At 41.5% G+C, this 15,711-nt stretch carries 12 protein-coding genes; 8 read left to right on the top strand and 4 right to left on the bottom strand.

Annotated features, from left to right (window positions below; translation table 11 throughout):
• Positions 1 to 729: 729 nt before the first annotated feature.
• Positions 730 to 1,839 (top strand): M14 family zinc carboxypeptidase, encoded by a 1,110-nt coding sequence (locus QE404_RS07180; RefSeq protein ID WP_307448533.1) that lies wholly within the window; start codon positions 730 to 732, stop codon positions 1,837 to 1,839.
• A gap of 187 nt (positions 1,840 to 2,026) precedes the next feature.
• Here the strand turns inward: QE404_RS07180 and QE404_RS07175 are convergent, their stop codons facing one another.
• Entirely contained in the window at positions 2,027 to 2,542 is a 516-nt protein-coding gene (locus QE404_RS07175; RefSeq protein ID WP_307448530.1) for a DUF4920 domain-containing protein, read from the bottom strand.
• Between the two features lie 106 nt (positions 2,543 to 2,648).
• Here QE404_RS07175 and QE404_RS07170 point away from each other — a divergent pair, with 106 nt between their 5' ends.
• On the top strand, positions 2,649 to 4,064 hold the full coding sequence (locus tag QE404_RS07170; RefSeq protein WP_307448528.1) for an APC family permease: 1,416 nt from the start codon (positions 2,649 to 2,651) through the stop codon (positions 4,062 to 4,064).
• A 21-nt stretch (positions 4,065 to 4,085) separates the two neighbouring features.
• On the opposite strand, the gene QE404_RS07165 is transcribed toward QE404_RS07170, so the two are convergent.
• Positions 4,086 to 4,331: a hypothetical protein gene (locus QE404_RS07165; protein ID WP_307448525.1), complete on the bottom strand. Its 246-nt coding sequence runs from the start codon at positions 4,329 to 4,331 to the stop codon at positions 4,086 to 4,088.
• Between the two features lie 161 nt (positions 4,332 to 4,492).
• Here QE404_RS07165 and QE404_RS07160 point away from each other — a divergent pair, with 161 nt between their 5' ends.
• The 5 genes from QE404_RS07160 (at position 4,493) to QE404_RS19375 (ending at position 11,114) form a co-directional block, all read left to right on the top strand.
• The gene (locus QE404_RS07160) at positions 4,493 to 4,933 is read left to right on the top strand and encodes a GPW/gp25 family protein (RefSeq protein WP_307448522.1); all 441 of its coding nucleotides are present in this window, start codon (positions 4,493 to 4,495) and stop codon (positions 4,931 to 4,933) included.
• A gap of 23 nt (positions 4,934 to 4,956) precedes the next feature.
• Positions 4,957 to 6,831 (top strand): type VI secretion system baseplate subunit TssF, encoded by a 1,875-nt coding sequence (locus QE404_RS07155; RefSeq protein ID WP_307448519.1) that lies wholly within the window; start codon positions 4,957 to 4,959, stop codon positions 6,829 to 6,831.
• 29 nt (positions 6,832 to 6,860) lie between these two features.
• Complete coding sequence (locus QE404_RS07150) at positions 6,861 to 7,787, top strand: DUF3829 domain-containing protein (RefSeq protein ID WP_307448516.1); 927 nt, start codon at positions 6,861 to 6,863, stop codon at positions 7,785 to 7,787.
• 204 nt (positions 7,788 to 7,991) lie between these two features.
• Complete coding sequence (gene uvrA, locus QE404_RS07145) at positions 7,992 to 10,820, top strand: excinuclease ABC subunit UvrA (RefSeq protein WP_307448513.1); 2,829 nt, start codon at positions 7,992 to 7,994, stop codon at positions 10,818 to 10,820.
• A 159-nt stretch (positions 10,821 to 10,979) separates the two neighbouring features.
• Positions 10,980 to 11,114 carry a bacteriocin-like protein gene (locus QE404_RS19375; protein WP_309770526.1) on the top strand — a complete coding sequence of 45 codons (135 nt, stop codon included), beginning with the start codon at positions 10,980 to 10,982 and terminating at the stop codon, positions 11,112 to 11,114.
• Positions 11,115 to 11,169: 55 nt separating this feature from the next.
• Here the strand turns inward: QE404_RS19375 and QE404_RS07140 are convergent, their stop codons facing one another.
• Both QE404_RS07140 and QE404_RS07135 read right to left on the bottom strand, forming a co-directional pair.
• Positions 11,170 to 11,739 carry a hypothetical protein gene (locus tag QE404_RS07140; protein ID WP_307448510.1) on the bottom strand — a complete coding sequence of 190 codons (570 nt, stop codon included), beginning with the start codon at positions 11,737 to 11,739 and terminating at the stop codon, positions 11,170 to 11,172.
• A 917-nt stretch (positions 11,740 to 12,656) separates the two neighbouring features.
• Complete coding sequence (locus QE404_RS07135) at positions 12,657 to 12,971, bottom strand: DUF4286 family protein (protein ID WP_307448506.1); 315 nt, start codon at positions 12,969 to 12,971, stop codon at positions 12,657 to 12,659.
• 146 nt (positions 12,972 to 13,117) lie between these two features.
• Here QE404_RS07135 and gyrA point away from each other — a divergent pair, with 146 nt between their 5' ends.
• Entirely contained in the window at positions 13,118 to 15,700 is a 2,583-nt protein-coding gene (gene gyrA, locus QE404_RS07130) for a DNA gyrase subunit A (RefSeq protein ID WP_307448503.1), read from the top strand.
• The last annotated feature ends 11 nt before the right edge of the window (positions 15,701 to 15,711 follow it).

Raw genomic sequence — 15,711 nt, 5'->3', positions numbered from 1 at the left:
CAGTTGTAAACATTATAAATAACTGATTATGAATATATAACGATGTAGATAAAATTTTACCGCTTATTTTATTGCACATTTTTTCCGCAATCACTGTTACTAAATTTTTTCTTAAAATCATAAATGATCTGATACTTTTGCACCAGTTGACTCCTGATGAATAGTCTGCATTTCAACAGGCAAGGTGAATCTTTACAGGCTAAAACCTTATTACGGGGCAGGGGACAGGCATCAGGTATATTAGGCGCTATTCCTGGCTATATAAAGGATGTTTTGATTGCGGTATCGTAGGATGGATACAATATTTAGATAATAAGCTTCATAAGCCCGTACTGGATCATCTGAAAAATTGAAACACAAAGAAGATGCATAAACTGACTGAAAATTTATACACATTTCATAAACGGAATCAGTAAATTATCAGCAATTTACATTTGTATATGATAGTTATTCACAATAATTATCCGCATTTCTGTGTTTAAGTGAATAACCACCAAATATGGATAAGTATTGTATATTACACTTAAAGTAACATTCAATTAAAAATTAAAATAAAGATTATAAAGTATTGATTTAAAATGTTTTAAAGGTATACTATTGAAAATATGTTAATCCACAATTTTATCAACAGTCAATCTGACAATTCCTAATGTTTAATTAAATTACAAATGTAAATCAATAATGTGCTTATTAAAATTTTTTATCTTTGAACGCAATAAACTTTTGTAAATGCAATTTGAACACGCTTATACTTCCTATCCAGGCTTTTTACATCGCTATATTCTGCCTGAAAAATTATTTGATTACCTCCAGGCCAATTTCAGCAACTCAATTCAGCAGATTGGTACCTCATTTTTAGGAAAACCTATTTATAAGCTTACCCTTGGCTCTGGTGCTATTAAAGTGCTTGCCTGGTCCCAGATGCACGGCAATGAATCGAATGCAACCCATGCCATGCTTGACCTTCTTGAAACATGGACCAGGTACCCTGAATTTTCAGAGGAATTGCTTGACCGGTTGCAGCTTGATTTTATTTTCATGCTGAATCCTGACGGTTCGGAAAGATGGACAAGGCTTAACGCCAGGGATATTGATCTCAACCGGGATTACCATAATGAAGCAAGTGTAGAGATCAAATACTTGAAACAGGCCGTTGCTACGAAAAAATATGATTATGCACTGAACCTTCATGAGCAGCGGACCATATTTACCACAGACGGCATCCATCCTGCCACACTTTCATTTTTAGCACCTTCTGAAAATGTTGAGCGTACCGTCACTGAAAACCGGAAAAAATGCATGGCCGTGATTGCAGAAGTTTATAATCATCTTAAAGATCTTATTCCGGAGCAGATCGGAAGGTATACGGATGAGTTCTATCCTTCTTCCACAGGCGATAATTTTACCAGGGAAGGGCTGCCGGTCATTTTATTCGAGGGCGGGCACTTTGCAGAGGACTATTCCAGGAAAGGGACGAGGAAGTATTATACGATAGCTTTGTATTATGCCCTGAAAGCAATGGCAGAACTCAACTCTGGTACGGAAGGCTGGGAGACTTATTTTGATATTCCGGAAAACAGGGAAACGCATTACGATATCATTTACCGCAATGTAAGGCTGAATACGGAACATGAATGCATCCTGGATATTGCCGTACAATACAAAGAAATAAAAGAGGAAGGAAAAGAAGATATATCATTTGTGCCCTATGTGGTGGAAGCCGGCGATGTAAAGGAGAAGAAGGGCTGGCTGGAAATAGACTGTACCGGAAAGAAATTTATTTCAGGAAAGAAATATCCAAAGCTGGATGCGGTGGTTGACTTTAGATTTGAAGATTAAAAAACCTTCTCAAGTATCAAATTTTACAGAGCATTCAATTTTAGCCGTAAACGGCGGAAAAATCAAATAAAAATTAAAAAACCGGCTTTACCCTTACGGTAGCCGGTTTAATTGTTTTATTAAGCCCTGAAGCGGGCCAGTAAATAGTTTTTAGTTCCTGTACCGTAGAATTGAACGGACTTGTGGATTAATCAACCACTTTTATTCCGTTAGCCACAAACCGGATTTCTTCTTTCGGCTGGGTAATGGCATCAATTTCAGCTTGCGGTTTCTTAGCATCTTCAGCATAATGTTTCTGCTCATCCACCGAAGTTACTTTTCTTTCCGCACTTCCTTCCAGGACTACATTTTTACCTTTCAAAGCAGTAGGTACAAAGAAAGCATAGTCTTTCATCTTAACAAAAAACTGGGAGTTGTCTTCCGTTTCTATAGTTAACCAGCAGCCCTTTTTGTCGCACACATCCGTTACTTTTCCTTTGATGGCAACGTTTTCTACTTTCTTGTTATCTTTTTTAAGCTTTTTGTTCAGCTTGTCCACCGTAATGGCTTTTGATTCTGCAGAAGCGTTTACTCCCGATCCATAGGTGTCCCCTACAATGGCATTGCCGGCAGGCGGTGCTATTTTCTTTTGTGAAGTTTCCTGTGAAAAAGCCAGTGCCGAAACACTCAGGGCAGCGGCGACTAATACTGCTTTATATTTCATGTTTTAATATTTTTTCAAAAATACTAATAAAATTTGAATCTGAATCAGATAACGAATTGATAAAAAACACTCCATAATTGTTTATATTTGGCACCTATATTTGAATATGCATAAAAAACTAAAACTTTGGGACGCCGTTATGCTCGTGATGGGATCCATGATCGGGAGCGGGATATTTATTGTAAGTGCCGACATCATGAGAAACCTGGGCTCCGGATTATGGCTCATCATTGTCTGGGTAATCACCGGGATCATGACGATTGCCGCAGCTATCAGCTATGGCGAACTGTCAGCGTTATTTCCTAAGGCCGGAGGCCAGTACACTTATCTAAAAGAAATCTTCGGGAAAAAAATGGGTTTCCTCTATGGATGGGGGCTTTTTACAGTAATCCAGACCGGAACGATTGCTGCCGTTGCCGTAGCTTTCGGAAAATATACTGCTTACCTTATCCCGGCGCTCAATGATGCAGCACCTCTTTTCCAGAGCGGGGAATTTAAAATTACCTGGATACAGATTGTAGCCATACTCGTGATTATGGTGCTGACGTATATCAATACGCGGGGCGTGGAAAGTGGCAAGCTATTGCAGAATGTATTTACAGGCTCTAAAATATTAGCCTTGCTGGGGCTTATCGCTGCCGGATTCTTTATCGTGAATGTTTCCCATCTGTCTGAAAATTTCAGCTTTGGATGGGATGCTTTCAATAACATGAGAAAAGATGCGCTGGGCAATCTCACCAATTACGGATGGGAACGCATCGGCGGCATGACTTTGCTGGGTGGGATTGCTGCTGCCATGGTTGGCTCTGTATTCAGTTCCGTTGCCTGGGAAAGCGTAACATTTGTATCCGGGGAAATTGAGAACCCGAAAAAGAATGTGGTAAAATCCATGATCTACGGAACTTCTGCCGTAATGGTTTTATACATCGCAGTGAACGTGGTTTACCTGAATGCTCTTGATAGGGATACCGTGGCGTTTGCTGCCAACGACAGGGTAGCGGTGGCCGCTTCACAGAATATTTTCGGAAGTGCAGGCACCATTATTATCGCATTGTTGGTGATGATCTCTACTTTCGGATGTAATAACGGGTTAATTCTGGCCGGAGCAAGGGTTTTCCAGACTATGGCCAAAGACGGTATGTTTTTCAGGTCTGCGGCTAAAAACAACACCAATGAAGTTCCCGGCAATGCATTATGGATGCAGGGCATCTGGGCATCATTGTTATGCCTCAGCGGACAGTATGGAAACCTTTTGGATATGATTTCTTTTGTTATCGTGCTGTTTTACATGATTACCGTATTTGGCGTAATTTACCTCAGAATAAAACAGCCGGAGCTGCCAAGGCCTTACAGGACATGGCTGTATCCCTTAACACCGGTAGTTTACCTCATCATTGGGACAGGATTCTGCATTCTTCTGCTGATTTACAAACAGCAGTATACCTGGCCTGGGTTTATTATGGTATTGTTGGGACTTCCGGTCTATTACCTGATCAACCGCAAAGCATCTTCTGCTAAATAATCTCTAAACTGCTGCCCTTGGTCAGCAGTTTTTACTTTCAGCTCCCCTGGAAGCTCCTGTCTTGAGGTTATAGGTATAATTGTCTGTAAGGATATGTACCTTTAAGTTTTCACTTTCAGATTCGGTAAGAAATCTTAGGATTTCATGGGGTGAAAAATTATGGTTGTTATGCTCTATTTCCAAAGAAGATCCGTGACGGTCTTCTTTTCCACCAATAATCAATAGCTTTCCTTTTGGAGCCATCATCATAGTTTGAGATTTGTACATTCAGAGAACCACTATAGGACCAGCAGTATTGAGGCTGTGGTATTTGTGGTACCCATCGTGTATGTTTATTTGAATATTTCTGTTTCGGGTTTCTTTAATTATCCGAATTTGCTTAACTTGGTATTCCATTTTGCTATGATATACCAATAAAAACACAGTTTATGGACACACCCAATTACAGAATGCCCTTTGTGCCATCTACATTAATGACGGAAGGCGGGAGTATTGATACCTGCGACATGGGCGAAAGCATCGCTCACAATATCATGCTGCTCATTACTACCAAAAAAGGGGAAAACAGATATGATGAAAACTATGGCAATGATGTCTGGAACCTTGAGTTCGATAACGGAGTAACGAGTGCTGTCTGGGAAAGCATCTTTGTAAAAAGCCTCAGACGGCAGATTCAGGAATACGAACCCCGGATTATTCAGCCCCAGATTGATGCTCACATCCAGTTTGTAGAGCATAATTACGACACTAAGGAACACACGGAGATCAAGAAAAAAGTAAAAATTGCCATCAATGCTAAAATGGAGGCTAGCGGCGAACGCTTCACCTTCTCCACAGAGTTGTTCCTGAGCCCGATGTCCATAGATTAATATTCCACCACACCTATATTGATATGAATTTAGATCAGAATATCTATTCCAAAGAATCTGTAAAAGCCAGAATGCTTCAGAATGCCACTAAAGTATGGGGCCTGAAAAGCCCTCAATCTCTGGATCCTTTTGTCAAGCTGCTTATTGATGCGTTCAGCACCGAAATCTTTAAAGCCAACAATGAAATCCAGACGGTCAATGCGCGGATCCTGGAAAAGATGGCCAAGCTTCTTACACCATCCATCTATACCCATCCGCTTCCGGCACATGCCGTAGCTTTTACCCATCCGCAGGAATCTTCGGAAATTTTGCTGGAACATACGGAATTCTTCTTCAGGAAGCAGATGACTTCTACGATAAAATCAGAATCGGATAAGCAGATCAATATTCCCTTTACGCCGGTAGGTAATATAAGGATCCATAAAATGCAGACGGCTGTGATGTTTGTGGGAAATACTTGTTACAGCATAGATGAACGGCTGAACAAAATTCCTGTTGCAAGATTCCAGGGCCGTCCTGAAGATTACCGAAAAGTGACAATTGGTATTGATGCCTCAAAATACATCAGTGAGAACTTCCCCAAGTCACTCAGCATATTTTGTTCAAATCCTGCTTTTGAACACCTCGATTTTGTCTACAAGCTCCTTCCGTATATGACCGTAACGGCAAACGGAAATCCGCTGTTTGTAAAAGAAGGCATTACCTATCTTAAAAGCCAGCAGGCTGAAGGTTATGAGCAAATCTTTCATGAGCAGTCCATCAGGGTAAAAACCGTTCAGGATATACAAAGCATCTACCGTCATAAATTCATAGAAATAACAGGGATTTCAGACAGTCTGCTCTCGGAAGCAGGAGCCCTTCCGCATAACCTGGATTTTCTAGACTATAAGGATGATATCCTGAAATACCTGGAAGGCAAACGCTACCTGTGGCTGACATTTGAATTTCCCCCGCAGTTTTCAGCCGAAATCCTGGATAATTTCTCTTTTGTACTAAATGCTTTTCCCGTCTATAACCGTGGCTGGAAGAAAACAGAATACAGCCTTGATATCATGGGCAACAACATTCCGCTTGTGACAGATGAAGGAGAACATTTCCTGTATGTTGACGAAGTACAGGACGGAGAAGGAAGGAAGTACAGGGAAATCCCTTTTACACCGGGAGACCATCTGAGTAAAGGATTGTATACCGTTAGAAAAGGTGGAATGGAACGTTTTACCAACCGGAATGCGGTAGATATGATCGCCAATGTCCTGGAGCTGACGCGGGATGAGATTGCCGCGTTTTCACTCCTGAACCGGGATAATGTAAAAGGCATTCTGAGTGAAATGTCAGACAAAATGAAATCCATGGTCCAAAAGGTAAACAATGCCAAGAGAAATATCAGGCAGGAGCTGAACTATGTGATCATGGAGCCTGTAGAAAAAACGGATCATACTTATGCGGCATTCTGGGTGACGCACTGCACACTGGCCAATCATATGCGCCCGGGAACCGAACTGTCTAACCAGCTAAAGTCCCAGTCCCTGATACTGCTTACTGAAAGCATCGGCGGGGCGGAAGAGCAAAAAGGGTCGGACAGCATCCAGGCATACCGGTACGCACTGACCACAAGGGATAAGATTATTTCCCTTGAAGACGTAAAAAGCTATTGCAGGATGATGCTGAAAGATGAACTCCGGGAAGTGCGTGTAAAAAGAGGAACGATGATCAGCAACAAGCCTAAGGAAGGATTTATCAGAACTGTTGATGTTGAGATCATTCCTCAGAACTATACGTTTTACGGACGGGCTTATTGGGAAAACATGGCCCAGATTTTGCGAAACCAGATCGTTACCAAAGCTATTGACGGCATTGAGTACCGCGTTACCGTTTCCAATGAGGATGCGGAATCATAAGGTAAAATTTCAACCTAAATATCACATATATGAAAAAATTATTGATGCTTGCTGTAGCACTGTCGTTAAGTGCTGTACCGGTAAGCTGTAAAAAAGAAATCGGAAAGTTGGGGAATACGGTCCTCAACGCAGGGAAAAATGAAGCGGATGCCGTGATTGGTTTCAATAATGATTTTCTTGATTCTTACAAAAGAACTTCGGATCATGTAGAAAGTATCCTGAAATATTCAGATGCAGCCGTTACGAAAGCTAAGGGCGGAGACGTGCTGATCATGCCGATGGTAACCGGATCTTTAGATTATGCCATAGGTAAAATCAAAGAGGTTCCTTCAGGTTTTGATAAAAATAAAGCAGCAATTGAAAAGGATTTCCAGACTTACAAAGCTAAAAAAGAAAGCATAGACAAAAAGTTTGAAGAACTCAAATCCTATATGAATGCTGAAGATTTCAAGGATGACAAAGGCGCGAAGGCAGAAACCCTCAATAAAGAGATCCAGGCTGATGCTCAGGTTCTGTTTGAGGCAGGAGAAAGGATTGTGACCAATATTAAACCAGCAACGGATGCAGCCGAGGAAACCATCCTTAAAGATCATCCCATGAAGGAATATATCATTTCCTCCAAAAAGGTCATGAATGCCCTTGATAATGCATACGACACGCTGAATAAACAGCATGACAGTAGTTTCAACGCTGCAGAAGCCCAGAAAAGATATGATGAGCTGGCTGCGGCTGTTGCACAGAACTCAAAACTGGATTTCAAGGTGAAGGGTACACAGTATACATATAAGAAAACTGATTTCGAAAGCATCAATAGGAATGCGGAAAGTTTCTTGGATACGTATAGAAGGCTGATTAGGAATGCCAAGGATTCTGGAAAAATTTCAGACAGTGATATCCGGAGCATAGGGTACGCTTATGATGCTGTACTGAACTCTTATAACATATTTGTCAAGTAGTCCTTTTAAACAAATACCCGCCGGTGATTTTCACCGGCATTTTTTTTGAATACCCATTGTGACTTCCTCCCATGAACAGCAGCCCGGACTATGGTCATAGAATGTGTTAATGGCTTTAATTCATAACACTTTTTAACACAAAAGATTCCATAAAAATTCCGTAATTTTGCACTGCGTGATTTTAAGGTAGGATCGCCACAAATTATGAGTAAATCAACTGAATATATTGAAGTTTACGGAGCCCGTGAACATAACCTGAAAAACATCAATGTAAAAATCCCCCGCAATGAGCTGGTTGTCATTACCGGACTTTCGGGAAGCGGAAAATCATCACTGGCATTCGACACCATCTTTGCCGAAGGTCAGCGCCGGTATATCGAAACTTTTTCTGCCTATGCACGACAGTTCCTGGGCGGGCTGGAGCGGCCGGATGTAGACAAGATCGAAGGATTGTCGCCGGTGATAGCCATTGAACAGAAAACCACCAATAAGAATCCTAGATCTACGGTAGGAACCGTTACGGAGTTGTATGATTTCCTGAGGCTGCTTTTTGCAAGGGTTTCAGATGCATATTCCCTTTCTACCGGAAAAAAACTGGTAAGTTATACCGAAGACCAGATCCTGGATGCTATCAAAGAAAACTATCAGGGAGAGAAAATCATGCTGATGGCTCCCGTGATCCGTTCCAGGAAAGGACATTATCATGAGCTTTTCGTACAGATGGCTAAAAAAGGATACGGACAGGCCAGGATTGACGGCGAACTTCAGGATATTGAATACGACCTGAAACTCGACCGTTACAAAACCCATGATATTGATATTGTGGTAGACCGCTGGATTATCGGGGAAAGTGCTTCCGAATCCAGGATGGAAAAATCATTGCGTACAGCGATGGATATGGGAGAGGGAATTATCGGGATCCAGAAACTCGGCAGCAAGGATATAGAGTATTTTTCCAAAAACCTTATGGATGCAGAGACCGGTCATTCACTGGCGCTGCCGGAACCCAATACTTTTTCATTCAACTCGCCCAAGGGCAGCTGCCCGTCCTGCAAAGGTTTGGGAACCATAAAAAAAATCAACACAGATTATTTCGTAGATAATCCTAAACTATCCGTTAACCAGGGAGGGCTGCTTCCGCTGGAGGATATCAAGTCCAATAAATGGATCCTTTCACAGATTAAAAATATCCTTGAAATTTTTGGTCTGGGATTGGCCACGCCTATCCAGGATATTCCAGAGGAAGCCCTTGACTACATTTATAACGGCTGTCATAAAGAATTCAATAAAGACCTGAAGTATGCAGGCATTACCAAAAAGATCAAAATCAGTTTCGATGGTCTTATTTCTTTTATGGAAGAAATCATTGATGAAAAAGATTCTTATGAAGCCGTGATGCTGGAAAGGCATTTTACAACAGAAGAAACCTGTCCTGAATGCAAAGGCTCACGTCTGCAGGCATCCAGCCTCAGCTTTAAAATCGATGGTAAGAATATCGCCGAGGTGAATGCATTGAGCCTTTCAGACCTTAAAGAATGGCTGAATGATGTTAAAGGTACGTTTTCAGAAAAAAAACAGATCATTGCCCATGAAATCCTGAAAGAAATTGAAACCCGGCTCCAGTTCCTTCTGGATGTCGGATTGGATTACCTAAGTCTGAGCCGGAGCTCTAAGACCCTTTCCGGAGGAGAATCCCAGAGGATCCGTCTGGCAACACAGATCGGTTCGCAGCTCGTGAATGTCCTGTACATTCTGGATGAACCGAGCATCGGATTGCACCAGAGAGACAATGAGCGGCTGATCAATTCCCTGAAAAACCTCAGAGACATCGGGAACTCTGTGCTGGTGGTAGAACATGACAAAGACATGATCCTGGAAGCGGATGAGGTATTGGATGTAGGTCCAAGAGCCGGTAAATTCGGGGGCGAAATCCTTTGGCAGGGCAAACCTAAGGATCTTGTGAAGGCAGATACCATTACAGCTCAGTACATCAATGGTAAAAGAAAAATAGAAATTCCTGCGGAAAGAAGGGCAGGAAGCGGTAAGCATATCATCCTGAAGGGAGCGAGCGGAAATAACCTTAAAAATGTTACCTTGAATGTTCCTTTGGGTAAACTGGTTGTAGTGACGGGAATTTCCGGAAGCGGGAAATCGTCCCTGATCAACGGGACATTATATCCAATCCTTAACAAACATTTTTACCGGGCTGTCCAGGAACCGCTGCCGTATAAATCCATAGAAGGATTGGAACATATTGACAAAATCGTAGATGTGGACCAGACCCCGATCGGAAGGACGCCGCGTTCCAATCCTGCAACCTACACCGGAATGTTTACTGATATCAGGAACCTGTTTTCGGAACTTCCGGAAAGTAAGATCCGGGGGTATAAACCGGGAAGGTTCTCTTTCAATGTTAAAGGAGGAAGATGTGAAACCTGTCAGGGAGGTGGGCTGAAAGTTATTGAAATGAACTTTTTGCCTGATGTGTATGTGCATTGCGAAACCTGCAATGGAAAACGGTTCAACAGGGAAACTCTGGAAGTACGGTATAAAGGAAAGTCCATTTCCGATGTGCTGGATATGACCATTGATGAAGCTGTAGAATTCTTCCAGCCGATTCCGAAGATTTTTGCGAAAGTGAAAACCTTACAGGATGTCGGCTTAGGATATATTACTTTGGGACAGCAGTCGACCACATTGTCAGGAGGTGAAGCGCAGCGTATCAAGCTGGCTACGGAACTGGCTAAGCGGCAGACGGGAAATACACTGTATATTCTGGATGAACCAACTACGGGACTTCACTTTGAGGACGTAAAGATCCTGATGGACGCCATCAATCAGCTGGTTTCGTTAGGGAATTCATTCATCATCATTGAACACAATATGGATGTGATCAAACTGGCAGACCATATCATTGACGTAGGACCAGAGGGTGGAAAGCACGGCGGTCAGATTGTTGCGCAGGGAACTCCGGAAGAAATTGTAAATTCAAAGAAAAGTCTCACAGGAAAATTTTTAAAAAGGGAATTATAAACCCTCCTGTCTGAATAATGTTAAAAGCTCAACATCATGTTGAGCTTTTTTTAGTAAATATTTAAATTACAAATTTATTTTTTGATATAATTTTAATTCAATTGGTAATAATTGAATTTTATTTTCGTTTTCTATAGACTAATCATTAAATCAAAACTTATGAAAAATCTGAAAAAGCTTAATAAAGCGCAATTGAAATCCGTATACGGAGGCGAGCCGAAAAAATATTGTGTATTTTGTGAACGGCTGAACAAGCTGGTGTGTAGTGAAGCTCAAATTGCTCAGTGCCCATAAAAATATAAGGCTGCCCTGAATTTTCAGGACAGCCTTTTTATTTGAAAGTGAATTTTTAATTTGCCTTCGCGGCATCAATAAAATTTCTGAGTTCAGTTTTCAGGTCTGAAGTACTGCCGATACTGTCAAAGTTGATATTGTCTATCTTCCATTCCGTATCAGGTCCGTCGGTTAACAATACCGTATCCGTCCATTGTACTTTAGGGGAAACAGCTGAATTTTCTATTTCCACTTTTACTTTTGCCGTGTATACGGAAGGAATGCTTTCGGAAACATCAATGGATTGGATGTGGTAAGCGGTAAACCCTTCATACAATCCTGTAAACACTGAACCTTCCAGCAATAAAGGCTTATCTTCAGGATGAAGGCTCTTTTTAACCCGTTCAGTATCAATCTTCGATATTTCGAGCGATTGATCCAGCATCCGGTTTAGTTCCGAAGTAAATAAATCCCCGGGCACAGGATGGGAATAAATATCTTTTCCGGCTTTTCCATACAGGGTATAGAGCTGGTTGACTTTTCTTGAAATTTCAGCTTTGGCATTGGCTGCCTCAGGCTTTCGCTTATCGGGATTACAGCTTACGAAGGTTAAAAAGGCAAAAAAAGAGTAGAAGAGTGCTTTCATTATTGTGTTGCAGTTAAATTTTAGAAATTAATTTATTTTGATACTAAGATAGAACATTTAATCTGTTTGCTTCTATCGGACAAGTATATTTTACGGATTACATACCGAATAGTAATGATTACACAATATGAATCATATTTATGGAAGATGTATGTAATAAATGGTCCGTCACTGAAAACTTCCTTTCTGATCCGGTTGAAATCTGCCAAGGAAGCTGTAACAAGATTGGTTACTGGTGTTTATACTTCGAAATCTTATGATCAAAATCAGCTTATTCTTTCCGAAAATTAAATAATTTCATGTAAGAAGTTGATTTTTTTATATTAATTAAGAATTTATACTTAATAAATTTTACATTATTCATTAAGTAACCTGACCTCTTTGGCATCAGCCTTGATCCTATTCATCCCGAATTTGAAAAATGAAAATAATGAAAGGTTTAATGAAAATGATCAGTCTGATGACGCTTATCTTTATTATGGCATCGTGCGTGGCACCTCCGCCTCATCCGCATCGTGGAGTACCGCCCGGACACCGCAAGCATATGCATAAAAAATGGCACCGTCATCCGGGGCCTCCCAGAGGTCCTCACCATCCGGGGCCACACAGGCACAGATAAGAAAAACATCCGCATCAGCTCAAAGCTGATGCTTTTTTATTTCAATCTTTGGCATCAGTGTTGATATCTTAGAAAGACCAAACTTACACCTATGAAAAAGTTGACAAAAATTTCTGTTTTAGCAGCAATAATATTTGCTTTAGGCTCTTGTGCCGCACCACCAAGACCACCGCATGGTAAACCACCGGTACCACCGCATGAAAGAGGACTGCCGGATCATCCGCATCCGCCAGGACCACGTTAAAATTAAAACGCTGCATCGGGATACATCCGTGCAGCGTTTTTTTTGGTATCTATCTTAAAGTTTGTTGATCCGTGGGTTCAGGAAGGTATTAAAGATCATCACTTCCTGCCCGAAGCGGCTTTCTATTCTTTCTGTAATATTAACCAGTTCGCTTTCTATAAAATCATTCCTGAGCTCATCATTATCAAATACCAGAAGAAGGTTATAATTTTTTCCATCCTCAATATAATCACTGCCAATATCAGACAGGATATACTGGCTAACATCCATCAGGTTTTCTGCCATCAGGGCCAGGGTATCATCCATATAATTTTCCCATTCCTGGAGATTATTTTTCGTGCAGTGAAAGGTAATGCTCAGTACGCTCATTTTTTATGACTTTTTAATATTTTTAAGACAAATTCTGAGCCAAAAATCGGTAATTTTTTCGTAAATTAGCCCGTTAATTAAAATGGAAAATAAATAATTTTCAGGTGTCCTGCTAAGGGCCTGACGATCATTGTAATAATTTGTTTATGCAAAAAGAAGGTGAAAGACTGATTCCCATCAACATTGTTGATGAAATGAAGTCATCTTATATCGATTATTCGATGTCTGTAATTGTTTCCAGAGCATTACCGGACGTAAGAGATGGCTTAAAACCCGTTCATAGAAGAGTTCTTTACGGTATGTATGGATTGGGGGTTTTTTCTAACAGGAAATATTTAAAATCCGCGAGAATTGTAGGGGATGTTTTGGGTAAGTATCACCCGCATGGGGACTCATCCGTATATGATGCCATGGTAAGAATGGCTCAGGAATGGAGTTTGCGTTATCCTCAGGTAGACGGACAGGGTAACTTCGGTTCCATGGACGGCGACCCGCCGGCAGCGATGCGTTACACCGAAGCCAGGCTGAAAAAGATCTCCGATGAAATTCTTTCTGATCTGGATAAAGAAACGGTTGATTTCCAGAACAACTTTGACGACAGTTTACAGGAACCTACTGTTTTACCTACCAAAGTACCGAACCTGCTGGTCAACGGAACATCTGGTATTGCAGTTGGTATGGCGACCAATATGGCTCCGCACAACCTTTCAGAATCAATCAACGCGATCTGTGCGTATATTGATAATAAAGAAATTTCCATTGATGAGCTTATGCAGCACATCATTGCCCCGGATTTTCCTACCGGAGGAATCATTTACGGCTACGATGGCGTAAGGGATGCCTTCCATACAGGAAGAGGAAGGGTGGTATTAAGAGCCAAGGTGAACTTTGAAGAAATAGGCAACCGCAATGCGATCATCGTTACAGAAATTCCTTATCAGGTCAATAAAGCCGAGATGATTGCCAGGACGGCAGAACTCGTAAAGGATGAAAAAATCCCGGGCATTTTTGAAATCAGGGATGAATCGGACAGAAAAGGACTTCGTATCGTATACGAACTGAAGAACGACGCTATTCCTAATGTTGTTCTGAACCTTCTGTATAAGTATACCTCTCTTCAGACTTCATTCAGCGTAAACAATATTGCCTTGGTTAACGGAAGGCCGGAACAGCTGAACCTGAAAGACATTATCCATCATTTTGTAGAGCACAGACATGAGGTGATCGTAAGAAGGACCAAGTTTGAGCTTAAAAAAGCAAGAGAAAGGGCCCATATCCTTGAAGGATTCATGAAAGTGATCGGAAGCCAGGCTTCCCTGGATAAAGCGATATCCATTATCCGTCACAGTGCCAATCCGCAGGCTGCCAAAGAAGGACTGATGGAAGCGTTCGAGCTTTCTGACATCCAGGCTCAGGCAATTCTTGACCTGCGTCTGGCACGTTTAACCGGAATGGAGCTGGATAAGATCCGTGATGAGTATGAGGCAATCATGAAAGAGATCGAAAACCTTGAAGATATCCTGGCCAACGAAGAAAGAAGATTCCAGATCATTAAAGATGAACTGATCGAAATAAAAGAAAAATACGGTGATGACAGAAGGACGGAAATCGACTATTCAGGAGGTGAAATGTCAATTGAAGATATCATTCCTAATGAATCTGTAGTCCTTACCATTTCCCATGCAGGGTATATCAAAAGGACCTCCCTTTCAGAATATAAGATCCAGAGCCGTGGCGGTGTAGGAAACAGGGCTGCTACTACCAGGGATGAAGACTTCCTGGAGTACATTGTATCTGCAACCAATCACCAGTACATGCTGTTCTTTACGGAAAAAGGAAGATGTTACTGGCTGAGGGTATTTGAAATCCCGGAAGGTTCCAAAACTTCTAAGGGAAGAGCCGTTCAGAACCTGATCAATATAGAACCGGATGATAAGATCAAGGCATATATCCGTACCAACAACCTTAAAGATGCCGAATATGTCAACCAGATGAGCGTGGTGATGGTAACCAAGAACGGAACCATCAAGAAGACTTCGCTTGAAGCGTATTCAAGGCCTAGGGTAAACGGGGTAAATGCAATTGAAATCAGGGATAATGACCAGCTTTTAAGTGCATATCTTACGAATGGTACATCCCAGATTATGATCGCCACCCGAAAAGGTAAATGTATCCGCTTCCCGGAAGAAAAGGTAAGGGAGGTTGGCAGAAGCTCCATCGGGGTTCGCGGAATTACGCTGGAGGACAACGATGAAGTAATCGGCATGATTGTGGTAAATGATCTTGACAATGATACGGTTCTTGTAGTTTCTGAAAAAGGATACGGTAAAAGAACAGCCGTCCTAGATTACAGGGAAACCAACAGAGGCGGAAAAGGGGTCATTACCCTGAATATTACTGAAAAGACAGGAGATCTTATCGCTATCCAGAATGTAACGGATGAAGACGGTCTGATGATCATCAATAAATCCGGTGTTGCCATCCGTATGGGAATGGATGAAATGCGTGTGATGGGTAGAAATACCCAGGGGGTAAGAATGATCAACCTTAAGAAAAACGATGAAATTGCAGCCATTGCCAAAGTGGAGAAAGATAAAGATGTGGAAGATGAAGCAGAAGAAAATGAAGAAGGCACTGCTGTAATAGATAACCAGGAAAACATTTCAGTTTCTGATCCGGAAAATGAAAATACAACAGAGAACACTGAGGATTCAGATTCCGAAGAATAATATTGTACAAT

The sequence above is a fragment of the Chryseobacterium camelliae genome (assembly GCF_030818575.1).
Lineage (GTDB): Bacteria > Bacteroidota > Bacteroidia > Flavobacteriales > Weeksellaceae > Chryseobacterium > Chryseobacterium camelliae_A.
The sequence above is the reverse complement of the archived record's forward strand: the minus strand, read 5'-3'. Positions and strand labels throughout refer to the sequence as shown.

What these genes read in the sequence shown, in the direction of transcription:
- QE404_RS07135 (WP_307448506.1), bottom strand. Translation starts at nt 12,971, where the DNA reads ATGAGCGTACTGAGCATTACCTTTCACTGCACGAAAAATAATCTCCAG.
- QE404_RS19375 (WP_309770526.1), top strand. Translation starts at nt 10,980, where the DNA reads ATGAAAAATCTGAAAAAGCTTAATAAAGCGCAATTGAAATCCGTATAC.
- QE404_RS07180 (WP_307448533.1), top strand. Translation starts at nt 730, where the DNA reads ATGCAATTTGAACACGCTTATACTTCCTATCCAGGCTTTTTACATCGC.
- QE404_RS07160 (WP_307448522.1), top strand. Translation starts at nt 4,493, where the DNA reads ATGGACACACCCAATTACAGAATGCCCTTTGTGCCATCTACATTAATG.
- uvrA (WP_307448513.1), top strand. Translation starts at nt 7,992, where the DNA reads ATGAGTAAATCAACTGAATATATTGAAGTTTACGGAGCCCGTGAACAT.
- QE404_RS07140 (WP_307448510.1), bottom strand. Translation starts at nt 11,739, where the DNA reads ATGAAAGCACTCTTCTACTCTTTTTTTGCCTTTTTAACCTTCGTAAGC.
- QE404_RS07155 (WP_307448519.1), top strand. Translation starts at nt 4,957, where the DNA reads ATGAATTTAGATCAGAATATCTATTCCAAAGAATCTGTAAAAGCCAGA.
- QE404_RS07165 (WP_307448525.1), bottom strand. Translation starts at nt 4,331, where the DNA reads ATGTACAAATCTCAAACTATGATGATGGCTCCAAAAGGAAAGCTATTG.
- QE404_RS07170 (WP_307448528.1), top strand. Translation starts at nt 2,649, where the DNA reads ATGCATAAAAAACTAAAACTTTGGGACGCCGTTATGCTCGTGATGGGA.
- QE404_RS07175 (WP_307448530.1), bottom strand. Translation starts at nt 2,542, where the DNA reads ATGAAATATAAAGCAGTATTAGTCGCCGCTGCCCTGAGTGTTTCGGCA.
- QE404_RS07150 (WP_307448516.1), top strand. Translation starts at nt 6,861, where the DNA reads ATGAAAAAATTATTGATGCTTGCTGTAGCACTGTCGTTAAGTGCTGTA.
- gyrA (WP_307448503.1), top strand. Translation starts at nt 13,118, where the DNA reads ATGCAAAAAGAAGGTGAAAGACTGATTCCCATCAACATTGTTGATGAA.